Genomic DNA, 24,465 nt, shown 5'->3' with positions numbered 1-24,465 from the left:
TTTAAAAAATATCAGATATTTTTTACTACGTGTGATGAATTTGAGATTCGCAGACACGTGGAGCTGCCGTTCATGGTGAAACCCGAAGAGGCTGGCGCAAGCCCCTCTCTCTATTCCTTGGCGCATCTGACGCTGATTGGCTGTACGCCGCCCGAGTTGGTCTATATCGCAGCGCGGGCCGGTTACGATGCCGTCAGCCCCCGCTTCATTCCGATGCATGTGCCCGGTGAATTCACTCAATCTCCAATCGACAAGGCACAGGTGCAGGCCACCAAAACTGCTCTCTCTACCACTGGCTTGAAAGTCCTCGATGTCGAACTTGCGCGCATCACAGAAGATGTCGATCCGCGCAGTTTTGAGCCTTCTCTTGAGATCGGTGGGGAATTGGGTGCCAAGCGCATGATCATGAGCGCGTGGACCAATACCCGCGATGATCGTGACTTCCTGATCGACGTCTATTCGGAAACCTGCGAACTGGCGGCACCCTACGGGCTAACAGTGGACCTGGAGTTCCCAAGCTTTTCCCGCCTTCGTACTCTGGATGAGGCGCTTGACATTGTCCGCGCCTCCGATCAGCCGAATGGCGGTATTCTGGTTGATACGCTTTATCTGCATCTCAGCCGCGTGGATTTGGGAGAGTTGCTACACGTCCCCTCGGACCTGTTTCACTTCCTGCATATCTCTGATTGCCTGCCCGGCATCGCCGATACGCGTGAGGGCATGATCCAACTGGCCCGCGATGCGCGGCTATATCCCGGTGAGGGATGGATCGATTTCACCGGCATCATCGAACGGATGCCGCCCGTCGACTATTCCATCGAACTGCCCAACCAAAGCCGCGTTGCCGAGTTGGGATATGAAGAACACGCGCGTCGCTGTCTCAGCCACGCCAAGCGAACATTTGGCGAGGCGCGGTCACAGCGTCGTATGCCCGATGCTACAATTCCAAAACACCAAGAGGATCATCATGGGCAAAGAGCTCACTGAAAACGACCGCAACATGGCGGCAGATATGCTGGCACGCGCCCGCGCTGCCATGGCCGAGATCGAGGATTGGGATCAGGACAGGCTGGACCGCCTGTCTCAGGCCATTGCGTGGTATGCGGGTAATGAGAAAACCTTCACGCGTCTGGCTCAACAAGGCGTGGATGAGAGCGGTATCGGAGATCGCGAAGGCCGCCCAGCGAAGCGCTTCAAGATTCACATGGTGCTGCGAGATGTCTTGCGCACACCCTCGACCGGCATCGTCGAGGTTGATGAGGAAAAAGGTCTGGTGAAATATGCCAAACCTGCTGGCGTCATCGCATCCCTGATCCCAATGACTAACCCAGCGATGACACCACCGGTGACCGGCGTTTCCGCCGCCAACGCCCGGAATGCCGTCATTTTCAGCCCGCACCCGCGAACCGCTCATACGACCTTCGAAATGGTCGAGGTTATGCGTGCAGCTTGTCGTGCTGCCGGTGCCCCCGAGGACTTGTTTCAATCCATTCGCAAACCCTCGATCCCATTGACGCAACATCTGATGGAGATCTGCGACTTGACTTTGGCGACGGGCGGCAAACCCATGGTCAAAGCGGCGTACAGTTCAGGGCGTCCAGCCTATGGTGTCGGCGCAGGCAATTCATCCATTGTCATTGATGAGACTGCCGATCTGGATATCGCCGCGCAGAATACCCGTATTTCAAAGACCTCCGACTTTGGGTCGGGCTGCTCGGCCGACGGCAACATCATCATCCAGCGCTCAGTTTACGACGATATGGTCAAGGCGCTTCAAGCCGAGGGAGGCTACCTGTGTTCGGATGAAGAGAAGGCCATGCTCGAAGCGGCCATGTGGGATGAAAAGGGAAACCGTACGTTTCCGACCATTGCCTGTCCGCCGCAGCAAACGGCCAAGGTCGCCGGTTTTAGCATCCCCGAAGATCGCAAGTTTCTGATGGTTGAAAATCAGGGGCAAATCGGGCCGCAGCATAAGTTCTCCAAGGAAAAACTGACCACGCTGATGGCGCTTTATCACTTCGAAACGTTCGATGATGCGCTGGAAACGGTCAGCCAGATCTACAACACCGGGGGCAAGGGCCATTCCTGCGGCATCTACAGCCACAATGACGATCACATCGACCGGTTGGCGCGTCTGGCTCCGGTCAGCCGTATGATGGTGCGACAGCCTCAATCCAAGGCCAATGCGGGTGCCTGGACAAATGGCATGCCTATGACCAGCAGCCTGGGCTGCGGCATCTGGGGCGGCAACATCACCAACGAAAACGTCACCATGAAACACATGATGAACTACACCTGGGTCAGTCGTCCGATCCCTGAGGATCGGCCCTCGGAGCCGGACCTGTTCGGTGAGTTCTACGGACAGGAGGTCGCGTGATGGACGGAGCGAAACTGGACGGCAAAACCGTTGCCGAACATATCGTTGACTTTCTCGAACGCCGTGAGGTCAAGCACGTTTTCGGCCTGTGCGGGCACACGAACATTGCGGTTCTGGCTGCGCTGGCGGAAAGTCCCATCGATTTCGTCACAGTACGACACGAACAAATCGCCAGCCACGCGGCGGATGCATATGCCCGCGTGACGGGCAAGGCCTCGGTGGTGCTGTCCCATCTCTCCCCGGGGCTGACCAATTGCGCCACCGGGGTCGCCAACGCCGCACTGGACTGTATCCCGATGGTGGTGATCGCGGGTGACATTCCCACGCATTACTACGGTAAACATCCGCATCAGGAAGTGAACCTGCATGCAGACGCAGCCCAATGGGAGATTTACCGACCCTTCGTGAAGCGCGCTTGGCGCGTGGATCGCGCCGACCTGATGGCCGAAATCTTGGAAAAGGCGTTCCATCTGGCTGAAAGCGGTCAGCCCGGGCCGGTACTGGTCAATGTCCCCATGGACATCTTTTCAGAGGTGATCCCCTCGGACAGTTTCGACCGTATCCGCGACAACACGCGCGCGCTCAAAAAACCGTCGATTGACGACGAAACCGCGCGAGAGATTATCAAAGCGTTGGCCAAAGCCGAAAACCCTGTCGCTTATGTTGGAGGTGGAATTCTTCTGGCACAGGCCAGCGAGGAGTTGCGAGAATTTGTTGAACATATGGGCCTTCCAGTCGCGCATTCCCTGATGGGTAAAGGCGCGTTGCGAGACGACCACCCGCTTGTGCTGGGAATGACCGGGTTTTGGGGCACCGAATTGGTTAACCAGTCCTGCTTGAATGCGGACTACATCTTTGCAGTGGGAACACGGTTCAAAGAGGCCGATTGCTCCAGCTGGTATCCCGGATACACATTCAACATTCCCGGTTCGAAGGTCATTCATATCGACATTGAGCCGCAGGAGATCGGTCGGAACTATCCCACTGAGATCGGAGTCGTCGCGGACGCCAAGGCCGCTTTGCGCGTCCTCAACCGGGTCGCCCGCGAGATGTATCCGGAGGGCTTCAAACGCCCCGCGCTGGAACAGAAGATCGCCGACTTCCGAACGGATTTCAAAGCGCGCAACGTGGAAATGGCGACCTCATCGGCCTTTCCGATGATGCCCGAGCGCATTCTGGCAGATACCCGCAAGGCACTGCCTGAGGATGCCATCATCACTACGGACGTTGGCTGGAACAAGAACGGTGTTGGGCAACAGTTCGATATCTTGACACCCGGTTCGATCCTGACTCCGGGCGGGTTCGCGACGATGGGCTTTGGCCCTCCGGGCGCGATCGGTGCGAAACTGGCGGCACCTGATCGCGTTGTCCTCAGTCTGGTCGGTGATGGTGGCTTTGGTCAAAATCCGTCGATGCTCGCGACGGCCGTCGAACTTGATCTGGGCATCATCTGGCTGGTCATGAACAACAACGCCTTCGGAACTATAGCGGGTTTGCAAAAGGCGCATTACGGCCTGACCTATGGAACAACGTTCCCCGGATCAGCCGCAGCTCCCGCGAACGGGCCGGGTTATGCTGACATTGCAAGAGCTTATGGCGCGGAAGGGCACAGGCTCAGCGCTGCTGACGAGTTGTTGCCCGCATTAGAAGCTGCAATTGCCAGCGGCAAACCTACTGTCCTTGATGTCCCAATGATCAACAACCCGACGCCAACGACCGGTCATTGGAACATCCTGGACATTTATTCGCCGGACAAGGATGTTTCTCACGTCGCGACCTGACGACACTGAGCGCGGTGAGCCGCGCCAGTTTTTTTCTTTCAATAGGCCCAAGTCAGCCAAACCTTCTGAGAGCGTGCAGTGCCTCAAGAAGATCTAACTGGGTTTACAGCCCTAACAGCTCTCGATCTGAGTCGCGTGAGATACGTTCGTGCAGAAGCTTGAGCAACCGATCAGCTTTGTCTCTCTCAATTTCCTCGAGAAGCTTCAAAACAGCAGCGCCATAGATAATCTTTTTGCGCGTTTCATCGCGACGCCGTTGTTTGCTCGCCCGGGCCTGAAGGTCTCTGAGCCTCACGCGCGCCTGCTCGATTTGTTGATCCAGATCCGCCATTTCGTCCTCCCTTACTTGAAGTGGTCGAACAGGAAATGCGGCCCGGATCCCGGCTTCGCCACTCGGGCGCGAAAATGTGGCTCCGCCAAGCCGCCGTGTGAGCGGTCGTCCGCATGCCCGCTGGGCAATGCGCGCAGTTACGCAAACTTGGGGTTTGCCTGCGCGCCTGCCGCGGACTTTTTTGTGCGGAGATCGGGTTGGAGCCCGATGTCCTTTACATGATACACCCCGCCAGCAGACTCGAAGTCATCCTGCATTCTCGTGCCGACGGTCGCTCCGCCGTCAAATCCGCCGCTTACACCGCGCGCACCACCTTCCGGGATGCGCGGGTTGGACGACGGTTTTCGCCGGGCAGAAAGGGTGGCCTCCTGTCGCATGAATTGATCAACTGGACAGGAAACGCCGAGGAGCTCTGGAACGCAGCCGAGCATTCTGAGCGCCGAAGGAATGCAAGAGTCATCCGCGAACTGCGCCCATCCTTGCCACGCGAGCTACCGCTTCTCGAGCAGGTTGGGCTTGTCCGCGGCTTTTGCCTCTGGCTTCGCGATGAATACGGCGTTGCCGTTCAAGCCGACATTCACGCGCCGCGTTTCTTGTGCCCTGAGGAAGAGAAACGGCACAGCGCGGGCAAACTCGAACTGACGCGAGAAGACTACGAGCAGAGGCTCTTCAATCCATCGAAGACCAACCTGAATTTCCACGCCCACATCCTGATGACGACGCGGAAGGTTGATAGGATCACGGGCGATTTTGGTGAGAAAACGCGTGTTCTTGACGACAGAACCTCAGGCCCCGGAGAAATCAAGCGTATCCGCGGAGAATGGGAAAAGCGGACCAACGCGGCCCTGCGCAAGATTGGCTCCCACGCGCGGGTTGATCTTCGTTCGTATGCCGAGATGGTCGAGACAGGCGATGCACCGCAAGGCCTGGCAAGACAAGATCATGTCGGGCCACGCAGATCCGCCAGGTCGCGCCGCAGACTGCAAGAAAGCGGAAACGACGACACAGTTGCCGGAGTGCGGCGCCAGGCTGTCCAAGAACACAATTCAACACTCTGGCACTCGTGGTTGCAGCTGCGCGCCCTGGAGCGTCAGAGAGACGACCTCGAAGCGGAGCGTATCGCGCGGGTGAGAGAGGCTGCCCGCAAGAAAACGGCCAGCGATGAGAAACGTCGAATGCTGGAGGCAAGATCCGAGCGCGAAGTGAAAGCAGCGCTGGAAGCTTCGTCGCAAATAGAATGTCTCAGAACTGAGACAGCATACCAGCAAGCGGTGCGATGGGCGACAGAAGGCATAGACGCCGATCCATCAGATATCCTCTATGAGGAATTCTCCTCTGCTGTCGACCTTGAGGCGTATCACCCACCTCAGCTCCAGCGGAATGATCGGGTTTCCAACATACCGCGTGTAAAAACACGCAAGCCGCGTCAGCGTACGCGATGACACCGATGCCAGTTTTTGCAGGGCGCAACACTTGATGCGATCTACAATGTTTGGACTCGAGCCGTTGATCGGTTGACGGGCATGGGGCGTCACCCGGGCCTTGCCTTTCTTTGCTTGGATTTTTCTGTGCCAACAACCGTAGAGCCAATTCCCGCGGATGAAGCACACCGATCCGCGCGACTTTGCCCCGCATTCAGATGATATCCACACCGTTTCGCCAGAGGAATACGTTCAACTCCTCCATCCGCAAGGAGTGATTGGGAATCCTGCCGTTCTGATCAAGAATTCCGAGAAGCCAAGCCAACAATTTACACGTTGTCCGGATGGGATTGTAGCGTGTCTTCATGCGCTGCTGGATCGGACATCGTTTATCTCGCTGAACCGGTTTAAGGGCACACGCTGCAATTCAGGATTGGTCAGCCTGAATTCGCTTTATGTCGATCTGGACTATCACAATGATCCCGGCTGGCGCGCTGAGGGTGAAGAAGACGTTCAGGCAGCCGTCGCGGGCCATCTTCTGATGCGCGGTGTCTCTGAGCCATCATTCTATTTGCGAACGGGACGAGGACTGGCCGCAATCTGGTTGATCCATTCGATGCCACCTGCTGCACTATCCCGCTGGCAGGCGGCAATCAGGGCATTGATGGATCTGCTTGCTCACTTTGGTTCGGATCGTTCTTGCAATGACCCAGCTCGCGTCTTCCGCATTCCCGGCACTCGAAACGAGAAATCGGGCCGGGTCGTTCAGGTGTCTGGTGGGAATTGCCAACGCCAGGATTTTGATGTCCTTGCCGATCAGATTTTTGCCGCCGTCGGGCGGCCCACCCGTTCCGAACTCGCAGAGCGCTGCAAGCAGCGTCAGGATCGGGAGCCGGGTAGTCAGACAATGCCGCGGGGATTGACCCAAGCTGAGCGATTTGAACAGATCCTGAAAGATCTCGAGGCTTACCGGATTTACCACGGTGGGGTGATCCCGATGGGGTACCGAAACACATGGCTGCATTTTTATGCCACCTGCCTGACCCATCAGTCAGACACCCAGGGTATCGAAGGTCACATTCAACGAGCGGCAGACATGGCAACGCCCGGGCTATGCCAGAACGAAACGAACGCCATTATCAAGCAGGCTCTTGCGAAGTCAAAGCTGCAAGCTTGCGACAATGCACGCGAGAGCGAGAGATATTGTTACCGCGGCTCGACTGTTGCGGAGCGTCTCGACGTATCAGCGGATATGGCGCGTCAGTTGAGCATGCGTCAGGTGATGCCAGCGGAAGAGCGCCACCGCAGAAAAGCTGAACGGGAACGAGCACGGCGTGCTGTTCAGGGGAGTACCTCGCGAGATCAATACCTGCTCGAAAACAGCGCATCGAGAAACAAGCCCTGGCTGAACTATGGTCTTGGTAGGTCCCAGTATTACGCGCGCAAGAAGGCAGGAACACTCCCAGAGCTGCCCGTTGCTCCGGACCGGACAGGTCCATGTCCACTACAGGGGAACCATTCTGGACACAGAGAATTCTGTGGCCCTCCAACAGAGGCACAGCATTCGGAAACACCCGTCAACCGACCCATTGGAAACACTTCGAACACTCTGGCGGCAGATCGGAAAGCTGCAACAGACCAGACAACAGCGCACGGACGAGAACCGAAACAGCGGAAAAGGCAGGTCGCCCACCTTCGACTGCGCAGTCTGGATGTCGCGCAGCCGAAAGTGGGAACCAGCCCAAACACGGTGGAAGACGCGGCTCTTTTCAACTTCGATGAAGGATGTCTCATGACACTTCAAACTGAAATCGCGCTGCCCTCCGAGAACTGGAAATCCCGTTTGAAAGTTGGCGTTGTCGTCGCGTTTCGCTTCCCCCATGAAACGATGGGAGAGGATGATCCCAAAGTTCGGCCGTCGCTGGTTATTGATGTCGAGGAAATGGCCGGTGAGCGCTATGCGGTTCTGGCTTACGGCACAACGAACCCCTGTCCACGCAAGCAGGCCTATTGCGTCGATGTGCGTTCGGAAGAGGAGCGGGAACAGGCTTCTTTGAGGGCGCCAACACGCTTCAATGCGGCTCGACGTGTTTCCGTATCTGTCAACAACAGCGGCTTCGACAGAAACTCCGATGGAACGCCCGTATTGGGTGAACTCGCCGACGCAGCGCTGGATCGACTTCATCGCGTTCGCGCACGAATACATGCAGAACGCGATATCCGGCGCTCCCGTAGGTTCGGCAGCAGAGGCTCGGGTCGAAAGATACGCGCCGTCACGGTTGAAACGCGGCGCAAGGGACGGCCGGATACGCGGGAGGTGCGCTATGTATGATAGCATCGCACAGCAGTTATTGCCGATCGAAGCGGCGATCCTCGAAGCGCTGAACATGGTGCCCTCGGCGTCGAAGGCACTCGACATGCTGATCGACAATCTGGAACCCAGCGGCGCGGGCATAGCCTATCGTTTTGGCTCACGCCTACGCGCGGGCGAAATGTTCGGTGATCGCGATCTCGACGATCTCGAATCTCTGCTCCAGCCTGTTTTGGCTGAGATAAAAGCCGGATGGGTGAGCGAGGTGATTGCAGACGAACATTGCCCTGACGGTGCCTGGATCAACAAGCGGCTGACAAATCGGGCAGCCGAATTGAACCGGACGGTTGAACCTCTGGTAACGCTTCGCAGGCGTCTTCAACTCATCCAGAATTTGCGCCGGGCCGACCGAATAACACGCCGAGTGATCGCTGAAGTGCAGACTTAGCCTGCATCTTTCGGAGAGCGTTTCTCGCTCTCCGAACCGTTCGGATTAAACTGCGTTTCTAAATTTTCCAAAGGAGACCGATCTCACGCTCGTTGAAACATAAAGCGAGCACCATGACAGTTCAAAAACCGATCCAAACCGATTTTTCGATTTGTGAAGAGATCACCAAGTCCCCAGCAGCAAAGCAAAACCCGACGCCAGATGTTGGTTTGCTTGAGCTCGTCCGGGAATTGGCCCGGGCGGCAGCACAACAAGACGCGAGGAACTCGAGAGAATGCAACGCCGCGCTGCGATCTACGCCCGCTATTCGACCACGCTCCAGTCGGAGCGCTCCATTGAAGATCAGGTGGAGCTCTGCCGACGCTACCTGACAAGTGAAGGCTATAGGGAGGTCCGGACATTCGAAGACAGGGCCAAAACCTCTGAGACTCTGATTGGGCGAGTTGGTTTTGCTAATCTTCTCGAAGCGGCGAGTGCGGGGGAAATTGATGCACTGGTCGTGGAGTGTGTTGATCGGATCAGCCGGGACGCAGGTGATCTTCATAAGGTGCATAAACTGCTTAGCTACGCTGGCGTCGAAATCATTTCAGCCAGCGAGGGGGTACAGTCGGAACTCCAGATTGGCCTTCGCGGCTTCGTCGGTACGGTTTTCCTCAAAGATCTGCGTGAAAAAGTGCATCGCGGAATGTCAGGCAACATAGCCAAAGGTTTGAGTGCCGGCGGTAAGGCTTATGGTTACTCACCTATTGCGGGAAAACCCGGGGAGCTCCAGGTCAAGGCACACGAAGCGGAAGTTATTTGCCAAATCTATAAGGCCTACGCAGAAGGAGCCTCACCGCGAGATATTGCTCATGAACTAAACGCTCGCGGTGAGTTACCGCCTCGTGGGACGAAGTGGAACGCGTCAACGCTGAATGGAAACGGCAAGCGCGGCTACGGTATTCTCAGAAATTCCCTTTATGCTGGCATACTCGTTTGGGATCGCGTCAAAATGGTACGAAACCCGACAACAGGCAAAAGGGTCAGCCGTGAAAAGCCGGTCAAAGACTGGAAATTTGCGGAAGTCCCGCACCTTCGTATTGTCGAAGAGGAACTTTGGGACGCAGTTCAGCGGCGTTTGGCCACGCAGTCTGCGGCCAAGCAATCGGGAAAATCGACCCGAAACCCTGTGCGCCCGTTCTCGGGGCTGATCAAATGCGGGTGCTGCGGTGGCGGCATGTCGATTCATGACAGAAACGGCAATACCATCCGCATCCGTTGCTCAACGGCCAAAGAGAGTGGCTCCTGCAACAATAACGGGAAGGTTCGCCTCGACAAGATCGAGAGCGCTCTGCTGACCGAACTGCGAAAGGAGTTGTCTGAGCCAACCTACATCGATGAGTTCATCCGCACCTACAATGAAGAACGTCGCAAACTCAACGCAGCGGACAAACCGGACAGGAAGGAGCTCGAACGCGCGGTAGCAGAAGCTAACAAGCTGCTATCGCGCCGTATTGAACTTTTCGAGATGGGAATTCTTGAAGGAGTTGAAGGAGAGGCAAAGTTGACTGAGGCCAAACAACGCGTTTCGGTTGTCACGGACGTATTGGCCAGCTTTGACGAGAAGGAGAAGGCGCTCGAATTCAATCCAGCGACAGCATCCAGGTATGTCACTGCACTGGATGAAATGATCTCTTCCATGCAGGCACATGACGGCAATCCGAACCCAAAAGCGCGTGACGCGGTGCGCGGCTTGATTTCGGAGATCGTTGTGTCTCCAACCGAGAAAGACGGCGTGCCAGTCGAGGTGAAGGGCCGCCTTAGCGCCTTGGTATCAAATCGTTCCAAAAAGCTGGGGGGTTTGGTGGTAGCGGAGGAGGGACTTGAACCCCCGACACGCGGATTATGATTCCGTTCACCTACTGATTTCGCTGTAAGTCTCTACAGTCTATGGCCGTCCACAATTATCCGACCCTACCCCAATTTAGTTTGTAAATACCGAGCTCTATATATTTTTCCCCGAATAGTTATTGTCTACAGTTGTCCATAATTGTCCGCCACAATCCAGTTGATTTTGTCCCCATGAGTCCCCCAGAGCGATGAAGAAGATGTTAACGAACAGATACCTTGAAAACCTTACCACAGCTTGGATTGGCACGCGTAAATCGAATTGATGATGAGGCTGAATCCGACTTCCGGCAGCGTGTTCACTTGGAATCGGTTCAGACACGTTCGGGAAATGGTGACCCATTCTATCAACAGTTGGATACTCCGACGCTTGAAGCGTGCGGAGAAGCGCTTGATGCGTTCATTTCAGCGCACGATCCGAATTTGTTAGCCGAACTCAAAGGCAATGGAGGTTCATATGCCTAATCTAACTAACCGACTACAGAAGCTCGAAGTGCATTCATTAAAATCGAAGGTACACTACACATGGGTGGAGCCGGTACTGACCGAAGAGCAACTTAATGCCCATGTCCAAGAAGTTCGGTGGAAGAAAGGCCTGTCGGACGATACTAAAATCATCGCGTTTCGTTGGATGTAGTCAGTGGTTTGAAGCTGGTGACGCTTTGCAGTTTTGTTGCTGCATATTTAAGCGAGAAAACAAGGCTATCTCCCAAATACTACCGACACGGGGCGGCTAGAACCATCACCCAGATGCGATCCGCCGCCTCGTACAGCGCGAACTCTTCGGCCTTGCGTGACAGCATATTAGCACGATGCCCCCGCGATTGCGCCCAAGCTGACATCACAGCGTCCAAACCTTTCTGCCCCTTGGCGATGTTCTCAGCCACAAAACACCATTCGTAGCCTGCCTTGCGCACCCTTTCGTCCACGTCAGACCCATTGGAGCCGGTATGCGAAAAGAACCCCTTCTTCACCATGTCCTCAGCATGAGACTTGGCGGCTTTCTCCAACTTCCGACTATAGACTAACCCTTGAAGCCCTTGGCTTTTGCGAAACGTGTTTAGTTCGTCCGCTGCTATAGGATTTGCAGCGAGTGGCGCGGGCAAAAGAATCGCCAGAATCAACAACAAACGCGTCAGCATTTTTCCACCAGGTTCTGTCTATAATGGCCCACGCGGGTTAATTGAGAGCATGTTGATTTCTCGCACTTCTTGACGATCTTAAGCTATCGCACCAAAGATTCAATTTCCTAGAGGGTAGCCCCACAGGCTGGAGTTACGACGCGTCAAACTCGTACCCCCTCATTGAAATCGCTAATCCCATCACGACGCGCCGCACCTGTTTGGTATCGGTGCAGCGTGTTTGAATTGTGTCTGAGATAAGAAAATAAGGGGTCTACGGGAATCCCCCAATTTTGGACAAGGCGCTAACGGGGTAGATTGGGTTTAACGGAACAACACTACCACTCCGGATACCCCCTCAAGAGAGAGGGGCTGGCTAAGACCCCCTCATCCAGCCCCTCACCACCTTCACTCTCAATCATTTGTGAGACGGTGGATTCTTCCCCTACCCCCGAACCGGGAGGCCAGTGCAGTATACCACAATTGGCCCGCCATATTCAGCCCGCTATAAATGGGGGGTTCGGCACGCCAATTGTTAGAACGCATAGATATCTTCGCTATCACATCAACTTAGTCGGATTTCGGCTTTGAGCCTACTACTACCGTCTCGGTGATTTTGCGAGCACGGTAGATACGGCGCGCATTTTTCTACTTCTTGTTATCGCAATTGCCCCCAGCACTAAGGTACATGCAAAAGCTTGAGGCAAAGAAATGGCTTCTCCAAAGGCAAAAAATCCAACGGCAAACATCGTGGGTAACTCGATGCTCCCGACTACAGCAGTTTTGGAGGCTCCGATGACAGGTGAACAAATCGTATAGATAAGCTGGGACACGAATGCGGTGACAAGTCCAATACCAACTATGAGAAGCCAATCGAATTTTTCACTTGGGAGAAGCTCTCGAACTTCGGCGCCAAGGATGGGCGGCGCAATGCCAAGAACGGACCCTAGAGAAACTGACTCCATACGCGCTAACGGCGCAATCCGTGACAACCTGTGCACCAAGACACAAATTCCGTAGCCAAACCCGAAAGGAGCGGCAAGTGATTTCAGCAGCGTTGGTACGTACCCTGTAGGGACTGACACGGGCGAGCCAGCAATGAAAGCCGCGACCAAAATCAGAGAGCATAGGCCAACATGGCGCGTCGCGTGGGTGCATCGCCAAACACAGCCCAGGCAATGACTAGGGTAAACACCGGATAGGTCATGTAATGCACACCCACTGTCGAAGCGGGCAACTTCTCCAGCGCCGTCACCTATCCGATCCAACCAAGTCCTATCATGGCTCCGGCTGACAGGCCCCAAGTTATCTCTCGCCATGCTTTTCGGTGCAGGATGAGAACAGGAAGCAGAGGAATTGCCGCAACAATATAGCGATAAAATGCGACAGCATAAGGTGCGACGCCTTGTTCGGTCAGGCTGCGGCTAAAAATAGTGAACCAGTCCGAAACAGATTGAAGCAAAAAGAACACCAATAATCGCAAATGCTTAAGGGATCGACGGTCGATGTCGCGCAGATGTCTTTGCCATAGTTTGGAGCTATCACGCATTTGCTATTTCTTTTTAGACATTCGACGAGCCACAGCTTTGTCCTGCGTAGCAGCTTTTGCGTCGCTCCCATTTTGCTGACTTTAAATGTCTACTTCGAGCCCAAAGCGGTAGTACGTTGTCTGCACCATTCGCTTATGCTGCAACACATTGGTCGCAGTCATTAGGTGCGTCGCAGAAGAAAAGCAGCCAATCTTTGAGAAAGTTCTCTATTTTTCTGTGGTACAAAGACAATCAGTCTTAGTGACTTCGAAAACGCGCTGCCTGAAAGACGGCAGAATTTTTTCTCTCACGACTGGTAGACACTATCGAGACAACCAAGTGAGAACGAGTTTTGCACTAAAACGCCAATGCCCACCCCTGGTAACACTAAGTTCAAATTGTCGTCCCAATGATGTGTATAAAATAGGCTGAAAGTTCTTTTGCGAAGAGAGCGGTCATCAATCGTTGTAACTTGCTGATCGGCTCAGAATAGGAACTAAGTTAGGCCGTCTCTATGGCGATCACAGACACATTGTCCCCAGCGCCCCCATTAAGTGCAAGTTCTACCAAATTGTCCGCAGCCTTTGCAATCGGAGACACTGACAATTTAAGACACAACGCCGAAAGTTCACAAGAGTTAACGAGCCCATCAGAACATAGAAGAAATCGGTCGCCGCGTTGTATGGCACCCTCAACCGCGTCCAACTCAAGCGCCGAACCTACACCAACTGCACGCGTGATGATGTTTGATTGTGGATGATTGGTCGCTTCACCCCAACTAAGCTCACCCAAGGCAACAAGATCCGCGACCAGTGAGTGATCCGAGGTCAACAACTCAAGATTCTGATTGCGCATTCTATAAAGTCGGCTATCACCGGCCCAATAGCAAAGGAACCAAGTATCAGCGACTAGCAGTGCGACTACTGACGCACCAATAGTGCATTCAGAGCTTCTTACGCTCTCTTGCCGGACAGCCCCATGAGCGTTCACAAGCGATTTCCGAAGAATTTCTGCCTGTTTGTAGGGATCCAGGCACAAGGCCATCTCAGCGGCGCTATCCACAACCGATTGCGCAGCAAAATCGCCCAAGTTATGTCCACCCATACCATCAGCGATCACCCAGACCCGGTGCTCTGGAAGTGCAAGAAGGCGATCCTGGTTGATATCACGTTCTAGACCAACATGTGTCGCCGAGCTGAAACTACACTGGAACATGGGTTCTTTTCCGAAACACTGCCGACCCTTCAACGGCGTGCCGACAAGGAAGATCGATTAAAAACATCTGCTGGCAACTCTGCGATTTGAGTATTATGGAATAGCTTCTCCTGACACTGTGTCGCGCAGTGTTCTTGTCTGTGAATATCTAATCACGGCTTGCCTAGACTGTGTAAAAGGGACGCCAAGTGACACTGCGCCATTGCCGATCAATGTCACACTCTCGCGTCTAGCCAATATCTCCCTGCCTTCTTCAAGACGAACGAAGCTGCCTAATGAACTGTGGTCTCTCAATACCACGATTCCATTCATTAGGGACACTGTGGCATGTTGCCGTGACACCCAAGGTTGCGAAACAATTAAATCGACATCGATGGATCGTCCCAGAGACATTTCTTGCCCTTCAGACAACTCCTTTATGATGGAGTTATGGATCAGCTTGAGACGCAGCGCTCGGATTGACGCCGAAGAGGAGTTGGCAATGATCATTGTCTGTTCGGCCGGATTTTCAGCCAGATGTGAATAGACTTTCAGTCGCTTGCTCAGCCCTTTGAGGCTCAGAGTATCCACTTCTCGCAAGGTCTTGCGGTTAGACACGTCAAGCTGATCGAAAAAAAGTTCATGAACTAGCACTTCATGTGATTTGGCAAGTGACGCAAGCCGCGCTGCCGTGTTGACAGGCTTTCCGTAAATGTCGTCGGGCAAGCGCAGCATCCTACCCCAGCTAAGCCCTGCATGCACCTGGAGTGTATGTTCACTGGTCCTTCTTGTGGTCGCTTTGGCCGCTTCAAGAGCGGCATCAGGGTTTTTGAAGAACGCAAGAACATCGTCGCCTTTGGAATGGAGAAAATCACCACCCAGATCACAGACTTGCTCACGTATTTCCTCGAGACAAAGACTAATTTCTCGATACGCTTCTTGCTCTCCCACTTTCTCGAAAAGCGGAGTGCTGTTGGACACGTCTGCCATAAAAGCCGCGCCGACAACTTGCATCTGTCATTCTCCCTGACGACCGGCCCTTGAAGCCCCGAAAACAGGCAACTAGGGATTTTTCGGGCCTTGTGATACTCTCACAAAATCAAACTTTCAGCAATTGCATTCGAAGGGGGCGTAGTAGACCATGCCGTATTTTGGAATGATATCTGTATTCACATTGATCATCACAACCGGTTTTTACGGGCACGCTTTGGCGCAAGATTCCAATGCCTGCCCGGTGGACGGTTGCGATGTGGAAATAATATCGGTTTCTGGTCAGGATGGCGAACTGGCAGTAACTTTGAAGGCAAATTTTGTCCCAGACATCTCCAAGAATCACTTTCACATCTGGTGGGGCGAACTTTATGACGTGAGGCAGGTAAGCAACAATGCAGAGACCGTCTACAATATGTCACAAGGCGATTGGCACCCAACTGACGCCTATCCCAACTACACGACGACTGGTGTTACTTCAGTGTCGCAGCGCAGAGGGGGCGTTTCGTTGTGCATCTCTGCGGCAGATCGAAACCATGACATAGTTGACCCCGAAGTTTTGCACTGCGTCGACGTGTCTTCAAACTTCTGACGCGGGTACAGCAATGGAGCTACCGGCATACATCGGGCGCTACGTTGTCCGCCGGGAAATCGCGCGTGGCGGCTTCGCCGTCGTGGCGTTGTCTTGGGATGAGGAACTTGCCACAGACGTTGCGATCAAGATTCTTCTGACACGTGGGAAAAACGATAACGCTCTGAAGGAGCGTTTCATCGAGGAAGCGCGGCTGCTGCGCCGGATACAATCCTACAACCTCGTTGGGGTTCACGACATCGGTCGGCTGTCAGAAGGCAACCCCTATTTTGTCATGGATTATGCCGACCAAGGTTCGCTGACATCCCTGATGAAACAAAGACAAGACCCCGATTGCGGCTTGCAGCAGTATGATATTTTGCAGTTGGTCGACGCAATTTCATCTGGGCTTTCGTCGATGCACCGCGCTGGTGTTGTCCATCGCGACATAAAGCCGGACAACATCCTTTATCAAACGGTTGGGTATCGGCCTTCTCAATACCCCGCTTCCTCTGTGTCGGAAGATCAAACAGTTGTCGACCCGATTCCTACGCAAAAACGCGCCGGCCTAGATCGAATCATGATCGGCGATCTAGGCATTGCAAGCGAAAAAAGTGGACAGAACGCCTCCTCAATGTTTATCAGCGGCACGCCCGCTTATATGGCACCAGAGCAGTTCAACGTTGACCAAAACGCTAGTGCTGCTGCGGACATATTCGCAGCTAGCGCCGTAATATGGTACGCAATCACCCAGTCCCGGCCACCAGAACCACACAAGCTGGACGAAGCCATACCGGACCATCAGGACCACTGGCGAGATTTCTTCTTACGCGGCATGGCAGCGGACCCGCTTGAACGCTTCGTAGACATTCAATCTTGGAGCAGCGCCGCCCATGACATAATGGCACGTGTCGCGGCGGAGGCGCCTGATCCGACCATTGCGCGCCTCAGTGCAGAGGCTGATTTGCAAATGGAAACGGATTGCCCCTATCATGGGCTAAGCGCGTTCCAACCTGAGGATGCAGATAGCTTCTTTGGTCGTGAAGAACTTGTCGCCGATCTATTAAATCGTTTAAAAACAACCAAAGTGCTAGTGGTAGGAGGAGCGTCCGGAAGCGGCAAAAGCTCTTTGATCCGGGCCGGTGTCATCCCTCTATTGCAACAAGGCAGGGTACTGCGAAGCGAAACCTGGCGAATCGAACTATTCACGCCGGGGCGAGATGCACTTTCAGAGTTGTTTTTTCGTCTGCGAGGCACAGAGGGATCAGCGCGTGTTCTACTCAATGAATTCCTCGCTCGGCCCTCCATCGCGCGCCAAGTTCTTCAAGATGCAAGTGTCAGGCCCATCCTTCTAGTAATTGATCAGTTCGAAGAGTTGTTTACACTCAATGACAAGCGCGCGGCTCAAAGTTTCGTGGAGGCCCTTTCCGCGATTACAGACCCCGCCGACAGTCAGGTCCAAATAATTATCACACTGCGCGCTGACTTTTATGAGAAATGCGCGGCAATTCCTTGGCTCGCAAAAGCTGTCAACCAAAATCAGTTACTTGTCGGCCCGATGTCAGAAAATGATCTGCGCCGCTCTATCATTGAGCCCGCAAGACGCGCTGGTCTCTATGTTGAACAGCATCTCGTTGACGCAATCGTCGCGGACGCGGGTAACGACTCTGGTGTTTTACCCCTAATTTCCCATGCCCTTGTTGAGACTTGGAAACGCAAGCTGGGTGGAACTCTTACATACGAAGGTTATCGCAGCAGCGGTGGGATGGCGGGGGCAATTCGCCAGACCGCTGACTCAATCTTCGACAATGACTTTTCAAAGAAGGAACGCATAGTTGCCGAGCGCCTACTTCTCAATTTGGTGACGCCAGGCGAAGGAGGTGCTGACACTCGAAGAATTTTGCAGCGTTCCGAGTTGCAGGAAGACCCGGACCCAAAAGTGATGGATCGGGTGACGAAACGATTGACCGAAGCCCGGCTCTTAACTTTGGACAATAGAACCGTTCAGATCACGCACGAAGCATTGTTAAGGTCTTGGCCTCGTCTCAATCGCTGGATCGAAAGATCCCGCGGAGATCTGAGGTTGCGTTTACGGATCGTCCAGATGGCCGATGAATGGGTCGAAACAGAACGCGACCCAGACATGCTTCTGAGCGGAGCGCGTCTAAGCTACATTCTTGAGTGGTTCGAGAACAACAAAGACAAAGCCGGTGCCAAGGAGCAAGAGTTTCTGCTTGCAAGCGCGCAGGCGCGCGACGATGTGCAAAAGGCGACAAATGAGCGGCGAAAAAAACGGCGTCGACTTCAAGCTTTGGCGGTTTGTGCGCTGGCCGCTCTTACAGTCGGCACGACCGCCGCGTCAATCGTTGCATTCAACCAGTCACGACAAGCAAAAAAAAGCGCGATGCTGGCCGACTCGGCAACTCTTGTGGCAAACGAGAGCTTAGCCAGTGCTCTAGGAGCCGCGGCGGCCGGTTTTGCTACGGACGACCCCCTGCTCGCGCTCAACCTCGCAGCGCAATCTATTGGTCAGTCGCGTGGCGCACGCACGACCTATGACGCTCGAGTTGCCATGCTAAAGGCACGGAATTCTCTTGCTACCGGGCTTCCTGTTCCTGTTGGTGAGCCAGTCGTAGTTGGGGACGCGCTTTCGGTTGCCATATCTCCAGATCAACGTTTCGTAATAGTCGGTCGGCGCGATGGGACGGTACGCATACTTGACAGCGCAACGCGACGGCAAGTTGGCGATGATCTCGACGGTGGAGTCGGAGGAATCCAAGACATTTCGTTCTCGCCCAGCGGAGCAGGTTTCGCCACCGTCGGCGACAGCGGGCGCATTGCTTACTGGTCGTTCAACGATGGACTTCCTGATGCTCCAATCCTTATTGGAGAGGCGAGCGATATTCAGTGGCGTCTCGCTTTCCATCCTAGCGAGCCGGTTCTAGCCACCGTTGGTGAGGATGGGAAAGTCTCTCTCTGGTCCCTAATTGGCGATGACGCAGTAAAGCGCTTGGTTCTGGCGCATCGCACTGGTGATTTTACAAGTGTAGCTTTCAGTCCGGACGGCTTATCTATTGCGGCGGGCAACGGTGCTGGTGAAATCCGCGTATGGCAGTTTCCGTCAGGTAACGAGAAGTTTCCCCCCTTGAAATCGGTACATTCTAGCGATGTCTGGTTTGTGTCTTTCAGTCCGGACAGCTCGATCATAGCAACCGCAAGTAGCGATGGTAGCTCCGCGTTGATCCACTCCGAGTCCGGAGAAATGCTCGGTATGGCCTTCCCTGCCAAAGATCAGATTAGTTCCGTGGAATTTATGCCCGATGGATGGAGCCTCGTCGGTGGGAATAGCCATGGTCGCCTATTGATCTGGGATGTTCTCTCTCAGACTTTAGTCGCGGAATCTACTTCCGGTCATTCCGGGCGAATCCTCGATGTGGCAATATCCTCCGATCTTTACACTGCTGTGACACTCGGCGCCGATCAGAATGTCCGGTTTTGGCGAGTTGGCCCACGTCCAGATCTAGCTTTAAGCTTCGCTGCGCATGACGATGGAAAGCCGAAGGGAGTGGCTCTGAGCCCGAGCCACGTGTTTTTTGGCGACACCAATGGAGCTGTCGCGGGTTCTCCAATGGATTTGCCAGCATTGTCACTGGGGCCATCCCACCAACATCAGGTTTGGGCAGTAGCTCTGTCACGGGATTACAGGCAGTTGGCGACCGCGGACCGCAAAGGGCAGATCGTAGTTTCGTCGCCTGACTTTTTGGGCGCTCAAATTAGATTTCCTGCGCTCGGCGAAGCAATCTGGTCGCTATCTTTCACATCAGATGGAAGTAGCCTTCTAGCTGGTGCGGAAGGTGGTGCGCATCTGATTGATGTTTCAACCGCTGAAACACTGCGTCGCTTTGCGCTCGACTACGGTAGTGTTACCAGAGCAACCATGCACGCTGATTCATCTAGAATAGCGGTTTCCACAAGCATGGGTGAAGTGCTCGTTTGGCCAACTGACCAGACTGCAATGCCCCTGACTTTGAAGGTATCGGATAATCTCGTTTGGTCAGTGGCCTTCAACCCCGATGGATCACTGCTGGCCGCTGCGGACAGCGACGAAACAGTGTCAGTCTGGCGTCTGGAAGATGGAATGCGACTGCAGAACTTCACAGGCCATGCCCGCGGAGCCACGGACCTCCTTTTTTTGCACGATGGCGCCAGCCTAGTAGCATCCGACAGAAGCGGTGGGCTGCATGTCTGGGACCTGAGCTTTGGAAAATTGATTGGCCGCATTCCAAATGCACATGCAGGAGCCATCTGGCGTCTAGCAAATCATCCAGATGGGCAGCAGTTTGCAAGTTCCGGTGAAGACGGAATAGTGCGTATTTGGGATGTTCTGAGCACCAAGGCAGCATGCAACCTGAGCGATGGCGTTTTAGGGACGCAACAACACGAGCAATATCTGGGAGCGGCACGCGATGATGTCTGCGCCAGCCTTAGATCGCAGTGACTCTATCCACGATTTATTGATGCAGGCTTGCGCAGTGATACTCCGGCGCTGTGAAGACTGTCATTGGCAATCTCGCTTCAATAAGGCAAATGACGGTGCACCAGCAAAAGCCAGCTTTGTCCCGCATACCCGACATTCGTTCCATTGTCGGACTGGACTGGGGTTCAACCAAAGATAAACTGATCCGCAGTGAAAGACCATGGATATCACAACTGAATACAATGAAATAACTGATGACATTATCTCGATGTTTTTGGACACATTCTCCGCATCGGAAGGACCCAAAGCTGGCGGACTGATAAAGGCGTTGGTCACCGAAATGCTGTCTTCGCTGACCACTAACGACATGCTCGTGTTCTCTGCCGTTGAGAACGGGGACGTCTTGGCCAGCATCATCTTCACACGGATGACATATCCGGAAGATGATCGAACGGTATTCATTCTGGCGCCAGTCGCGGTCTCAACCGATCGGCAGGGTAAAGGGCTTGGGCAACGCCTGATTGGTCACGCGCTTCAAGCTCTAAGAGACAGTGGGGTTGATGTTGCTTTGACCTACGGGGAAAACAACTTCTATTCGAAGGTGGGCTTCGCTCACATTACAGAAGCCGATGCTCAGCCGCCTTTGCCACTCCAGTATCCGGAGGGATGGCTTGGTCAATCCCTGACAGCAGATCAATTCACCCCACTCAAAGGCACTTCTCGATGCGTTGGTCCACTAGATAATCCAAACCACTGGTAGTGCGTGAGTCGGTAAATGAAGGCTTCCTGCTCAAGAACTGGGGTTCCTTCTCTTTGTAGTATAGACATACCCGTTGCCTTCACTCACTGGCAGAAACGACTTTCTAGCGCTGGCGCATTTTAAAGAAGTGGGTCTTTGAGCAGGCGTAGCGAAACGATGGTTTGTCCGCGCGGCAGGCATCAAACCGTTAGAACCGCGTCAATTTCCAACCTAATATGTCAGATGACTGGTTTGAGCCCAGAGTTACTGTTCCTACGGACTGAACCAAAGTCGGCTTTCGTTAGCTCTGCGCCTCATAGCAAAGCGGATAATCTCAGTAAGATCGGCGGCAGGTCTCAATTGACCCGCCCCATCTGAAGACCGCAAACCTAACGCGGCTTGTATCGCAGATCTGCGATGTTCTAATGCTATGGACAATCGCCCATCAAAAAAGGCTTTGCTATGACTTCTGAAGGCAACCATTTGGATCCGAAAGACTGGGATGATTTTAGCCATCATTTGCACAAGTTAATGGATCAATGCATAGCTCGAATGAAAAGCGCGAGGGACTTGCCTTGGCAACCTAAGCCTGACGGGTTTGCCGGTCGCTTGTCCCTGACGCGAGAGGCCGTTGGTGTTGGTATTAAGCAAACGTTCGCTCAGTTGGCTGATGACATCATGCCCTACGCGACCGGCAACACGCATCCACGGTTCTTCGGTTGGGTGCATGGGGCCGGACTGCCGGTTTCCGTTGGGGCAGAATTGGTTGCAGCCACGATGAACAGCAACTGCGGTGGCCGCGATCACGGGGCCATCGAAGTCGAGCGGGTCACGCTGGATTGGCTGCTTGGCGTTTCTGGATTGCCCGAGAGTGCATCTGCCATTCTAACGACTGGTACGTCGCAAGCGACGATCTTGGCGCTGACGGCGGCGCGAAACAAGCAATTTGGTCATGACGTTAGAAAGACCGGTATTCGAGCGCTGCCAAGCGTAGCTGTCTACGTGCGCCGCGGTACGCACTCGTGTATCGGTAAGGCGCTTGAATCGATGGGCTACGGGACAGATGCAATTCATGTTGTCGACACAGACGATGACATGAGGATGGATATTGCATCATTGAAACGCGCTGTTGCAAAAGACAAGTCCATTGATCGCGTTCCTTTGGCCGTGATTGGCACAGCGGGTTCGGTCGACACAGGTTCGTTTGATAGTTTGAACGAGATTGCGGATTTTTGTGTAGACCAAAATATCTGGCTTCATGTGGATGCCGCCTTTGGATTTTGGACACGACTCGCGGATCATCCTTGGGCACAGCTTGTTGACGGGATGGAACGGGCAAATTCGATCTCATGTGATTTTCACAAATGGATGTCCGTTCCTTATGACTGCGGAGCCTGCATGATCTACGATCGCTCCCTGCATTTCGACACGTTTACGTCACGCCCTAGCTACCTTGAACAACAAAATGAAGGGCTTGGAGGAGGCGATCTGTGGTTCTGCGACTATGGGCTGGAGCTTTCGCGCGGATTTCGCGCCCTTAAGGTCTGGGCCGCGATTAAATCGATCGGAACCCAGGCCTTCTCTGCGTCCATTACGAACAACTGCAAGCAGACTGCATTGATGGCTGAGCTGGTCGAGGCATCTGATGTTTTGGACCTTTCGTTTCCCGTCACTTCTAATATTTGCTGTTTCTACATTGCCTATGGAGACGTGAACAAAATCGCAGCCGAGCTTCAGCTTTCTGGTGATGCCGTATTCTCGACAACCGTCATCAAAGGCAAGGCGTGTCTACGTGCAGCCTTGGTCAATCACCGCACAACATCCGAGGATATTCGTCAATCAATCCAAGCCGTTGAACGCGCGGTCAGACGTCACAAATAGTGCTTGACGCAGGCAATCGGGTCTGAGCAACCAATCATGTTCTTTTTGCAAGGAACCTGGGCAATTAACTCAAAAGTACGTCGTTCAATATCTGAACTTTGGCAGGACATTTTCCAGTTCATTTTTCACGACATCTTTCCATTGCCCCGCGCCCTAGAAACTAAGTTTGTTTGATCAAATAGCTGACAACATGCTGGAGAAACTAAGTCGCGCGTTCTAATAGGAGGAAAACAGTAAACGTATCATGGATGCGGCTTTTGGCACAGCAGCAGTCAAAGGCCGCTTTGTCCACTAAATGACATTCGATCTCAACATTCCTGATGGTTTTTAGCATTATTGAAGACCACCACTCGCGAAACCAAACATGTCAGAGGCTTTGAGCGGAGCATTGCCATGTTACACGGTTCAGCTCGGGCATTAATTACCTAGCCATATTAGGGGATTTTTTGCCCCGCAGACCTTTGTGCGAGCGACTCAAGAAAACACGCGGAGATTGGCGCATACACTTACGATTCACGTATGACGGGTGACGTTGCGTGCACAAGCGTATTTCTAGTCCGTGTCAGGACAGAAATGCTCAATTCTTGCTTAGGAGCGAATACAATGAAAACCAAACAAGTCGCAGTTCTTGCAGCAGTCGCCTTTGCATTACCCACTTTGGTCACCGCACAATCTGCAGACGCTAACGGAGATGGTGTACTGACCATCGAAGAGGTGCAGGCTGTTGCCCCGAACGTTGATGCAGAGACTTTTTCTGCCATGGACGCCAATGGCGATGGTACACTGGTTCAAAACGAGATTCAGGTTGCAGAAGAGGCAGGGGTCTTACCCCCCCCCCAGAAACGGCTATCCTGCTGAGTGAGAATGGTGGCCCAATCCTCCCGGGGCCGCCATTCTGTTTGATTTCCATGCAAAGCTTGGTGGAATAGCGTGAGGACTCGCCAAACTAGTTTCTTGGCTTGAATTAACAAAAATGTTTACCAAGCGTTTCTCCGCTTCGCTATGCTATCCGAATTTGTGGACGCTTCGGCAGACCTGAAATGACATGGGCGGAACTCTATGCCCTGCAGAACTGGAACGTGAACGGCGTTCCTATCCCAACTGAGCGCGATCCAAACGCCCAAGACCTATCCATGAGCTGAAACTCAAGCCAACTTAAATGTTGGATATAGCGTTCCATCCATGACGACCGTCTTATTAGCTCTACGGCCCGCTGGCGGCTTGTACCGCACTGGTTCAAGGAAGACGTGAAGCAATGGAAACCCACCACTTTCAATGCAAAGATAGAAACGCCACATAAACTGGGTTCGTTTCTCTTGTCTGACGTCAGCGCCCATGGGACAGTTTAGGTCGATTTGATAAGAGAGGGTTTCTGGCTCATCGTAACCGCCAAGGAGTGGAGATGAG

20 protein-coding genes are annotated in these 24,465 nt (G+C 53.7%); 13 read left to right on the top strand and 7 right to left on the bottom strand.

The window, feature by feature from the left end; translation table 11 throughout:
* The first annotated feature begins 57 nt into the window (after positions 1-57).
* From ACR0AH_RS20525 to ACR0AH_RS20515, 3 genes are read left to right on the top strand one after another with little or no spacing between them, the layout of a single operon-like run.
* Positions 58-987 carry a sugar phosphate isomerase/epimerase family protein gene (locus tag ACR0AH_RS20525; RefSeq protein WP_480593535.1) on the top strand — a complete coding sequence of 310 codons (930 nt, stop codon included), beginning with the start codon at positions 58-60 and terminating at the stop codon, positions 985-987.
* Complete coding sequence (locus tag ACR0AH_RS20520; protein ID WP_170353332.1) at positions 968-2,377, top strand: aldehyde dehydrogenase family protein; 1,410 nt, start codon at positions 968-970, stop codon at positions 2,375-2,377. Before ACR0AH_RS20525 ends, ACR0AH_RS20520 begins: the two co-directional genes overlap by 20 nt.
* On the top strand, positions 2,377-4,158 hold the full coding sequence (locus tag ACR0AH_RS20515) for a thiamine pyrophosphate-binding protein (protein WP_480593533.1): 1,782 nt from the start codon (positions 2,377-2,379) through the stop codon (positions 4,156-4,158). Before ACR0AH_RS20520 ends, ACR0AH_RS20515 begins: the two co-directional genes overlap by 1 nt.
* 103 nt (positions 4,159-4,261) lie before the next feature.
* On the opposite strand, the gene ACR0AH_RS20510 is transcribed toward ACR0AH_RS20515, so the two are convergent.
* Positions 4,262-4,489 (bottom strand): hypothetical protein, encoded by a 228-nt coding sequence (locus ACR0AH_RS20510; protein WP_170353330.1) that lies wholly within the window; start codon positions 4,487-4,489, stop codon positions 4,262-4,264.
* Between the two features lie 197 nt (positions 4,490-4,686).
* Here ACR0AH_RS20510 and ACR0AH_RS20505 point away from each other — a divergent pair, with 197 nt between their 5' ends.
* The 5 genes from ACR0AH_RS20505 (at position 4,687) to ACR0AH_RS20485 (ending at position 11,021) form a co-directional block, all read left to right on the top strand.
* Entirely contained in the window at positions 4,687-5,931 is a 1,245-nt protein-coding gene (locus ACR0AH_RS20505; RefSeq protein ID WP_480593531.1) for a MobA/MobL family protein, read from the top strand.
* A gap of 157 nt (positions 5,932-6,088) precedes the next feature.
* Positions 6,089-8,242 (top strand): hypothetical protein, encoded by a 2,154-nt coding sequence (locus tag ACR0AH_RS20500; RefSeq protein ID WP_480593530.1) that lies wholly within the window; start codon positions 6,089-6,091, stop codon positions 8,240-8,242.
* Positions 8,235-8,669, top strand: coding sequence for a hypothetical protein (locus ACR0AH_RS20495; protein ID WP_480593528.1), 435 nt, complete (start codon positions 8,235-8,237; stop codon positions 8,667-8,669). Before ACR0AH_RS20500 ends, ACR0AH_RS20495 begins: the two co-directional genes overlap by 8 nt.
* A gap of 274 nt (positions 8,670-8,943) precedes the next feature.
* A complete protein-coding gene (locus ACR0AH_RS20490; RefSeq protein WP_480593527.1) occupies positions 8,944-10,557 on the top strand; it encodes a recombinase family protein in 1,614 nt (537 codons plus the stop codon).
* Positions 10,558-10,775: 218 nt separating this feature from the next.
* Positions 10,776-11,021 (top strand): hypothetical protein, encoded by a 246-nt coding sequence (locus tag ACR0AH_RS20485; protein WP_480593525.1) that lies wholly within the window; start codon positions 10,776-10,778, stop codon positions 11,019-11,021.
* 251 nt (positions 11,022-11,272) lie between these two features.
* Here the strand turns inward: ACR0AH_RS20485 and ACR0AH_RS20480 are convergent, their stop codons facing one another.
* The 5 genes from ACR0AH_RS20480 to ACR0AH_RS20460 all read right to left on the bottom strand — a co-directional run bounded on the left by ACR0AH_RS20480 (position 11,273) and on the right by ACR0AH_RS20460 (position 15,414).
* Entirely contained in the window at positions 11,273-11,698 is a 426-nt protein-coding gene (locus ACR0AH_RS20480; RefSeq protein ID WP_480593523.1) for a CAP domain-containing protein, read from the bottom strand.
* A gap of 1,096 nt (positions 11,699-12,794) precedes the next feature.
* Positions 12,795-12,932: a hypothetical protein gene (locus ACR0AH_RS20475; protein WP_480593521.1), complete on the bottom strand. Its 138-nt coding sequence runs from the start codon at positions 12,930-12,932 to the stop codon at positions 12,795-12,797.
* Positions 12,933-13,226, bottom strand: a complete 294-nt coding sequence (locus ACR0AH_RS20470; protein ID WP_480438846.1) for a hypothetical protein — start codon at positions 13,224-13,226, stop codon at positions 12,933-12,935.
* 481 nt (positions 13,227-13,707) lie between these two features.
* Positions 13,708-14,421, bottom strand: a complete 714-nt coding sequence (locus tag ACR0AH_RS20465; protein WP_480593519.1) for a PP2C family protein-serine/threonine phosphatase — start codon at positions 14,419-14,421, stop codon at positions 13,708-13,710.
* A 93-nt stretch (positions 14,422-14,514) separates the two neighbouring features.
* Entirely contained in the window at positions 14,515-15,414 is a 900-nt protein-coding gene (locus ACR0AH_RS20460) for an FHA domain-containing protein (protein ID WP_480593517.1), read from the bottom strand.
* Between the two features lie 160 nt (positions 15,415-15,574).
* Between ACR0AH_RS20460 and ACR0AH_RS20455 the strand changes: the two genes are divergently transcribed.
* The 5 genes from ACR0AH_RS20455 (at position 15,575) to ACR0AH_RS20435 (ending at position 23,916) form a co-directional block, all read left to right on the top strand.
* A complete protein-coding gene (locus ACR0AH_RS20455; RefSeq protein ID WP_480593515.1) occupies positions 15,575-15,982 on the top strand; it encodes a hypothetical protein in 408 nt (135 codons plus the stop codon).
* A gap of 13 nt (positions 15,983-15,995) precedes the next feature.
* Positions 15,996-20,459 (top strand): nSTAND1 domain-containing NTPase, encoded by a 4,464-nt coding sequence (locus tag ACR0AH_RS20450; protein WP_480593513.1) that lies wholly within the window; start codon positions 15,996-15,998, stop codon positions 20,457-20,459.
* A gap of 199 nt (positions 20,460-20,658) precedes the next feature.
* Positions 20,659-21,198 carry a GNAT family N-acetyltransferase gene (locus ACR0AH_RS20445; RefSeq protein ID WP_170733325.1) on the top strand — a complete coding sequence of 180 codons (540 nt, stop codon included), beginning with the start codon at positions 20,659-20,661 and terminating at the stop codon, positions 21,196-21,198.
* Positions 21,199-21,729: 531 nt separating this feature from the next.
* A complete protein-coding gene (locus ACR0AH_RS20440; RefSeq protein ID WP_480444115.1) occupies positions 21,730-23,058 on the top strand; it encodes a pyridoxal phosphate-dependent decarboxylase family protein in 1,329 nt (442 codons plus the stop codon).
* A 603-nt stretch (positions 23,059-23,661) separates the two neighbouring features.
* Complete coding sequence (locus tag ACR0AH_RS20435; protein ID WP_480593511.1) at positions 23,662-23,916, top strand: EF-hand domain-containing protein; 255 nt, start codon at positions 23,662-23,664, stop codon at positions 23,914-23,916.
* A gap of 287 nt (positions 23,917-24,203) precedes the next feature.
* Here ACR0AH_RS20435 and ACR0AH_RS20430 read toward each other — a convergent pair.
* Positions 24,204-24,465: hypothetical protein (locus ACR0AH_RS20430; RefSeq protein WP_480593509.1), on the bottom strand; the 262-nt coding region annotated here is incomplete at its 5' end.

This window comes from Ruegeria sp. AM5 (genome assembly GCF_056540645.1).
Note: the sequence above shows the minus strand (reverse complement) of the source record. Positions and strands in the feature narration are given on the sequence as shown.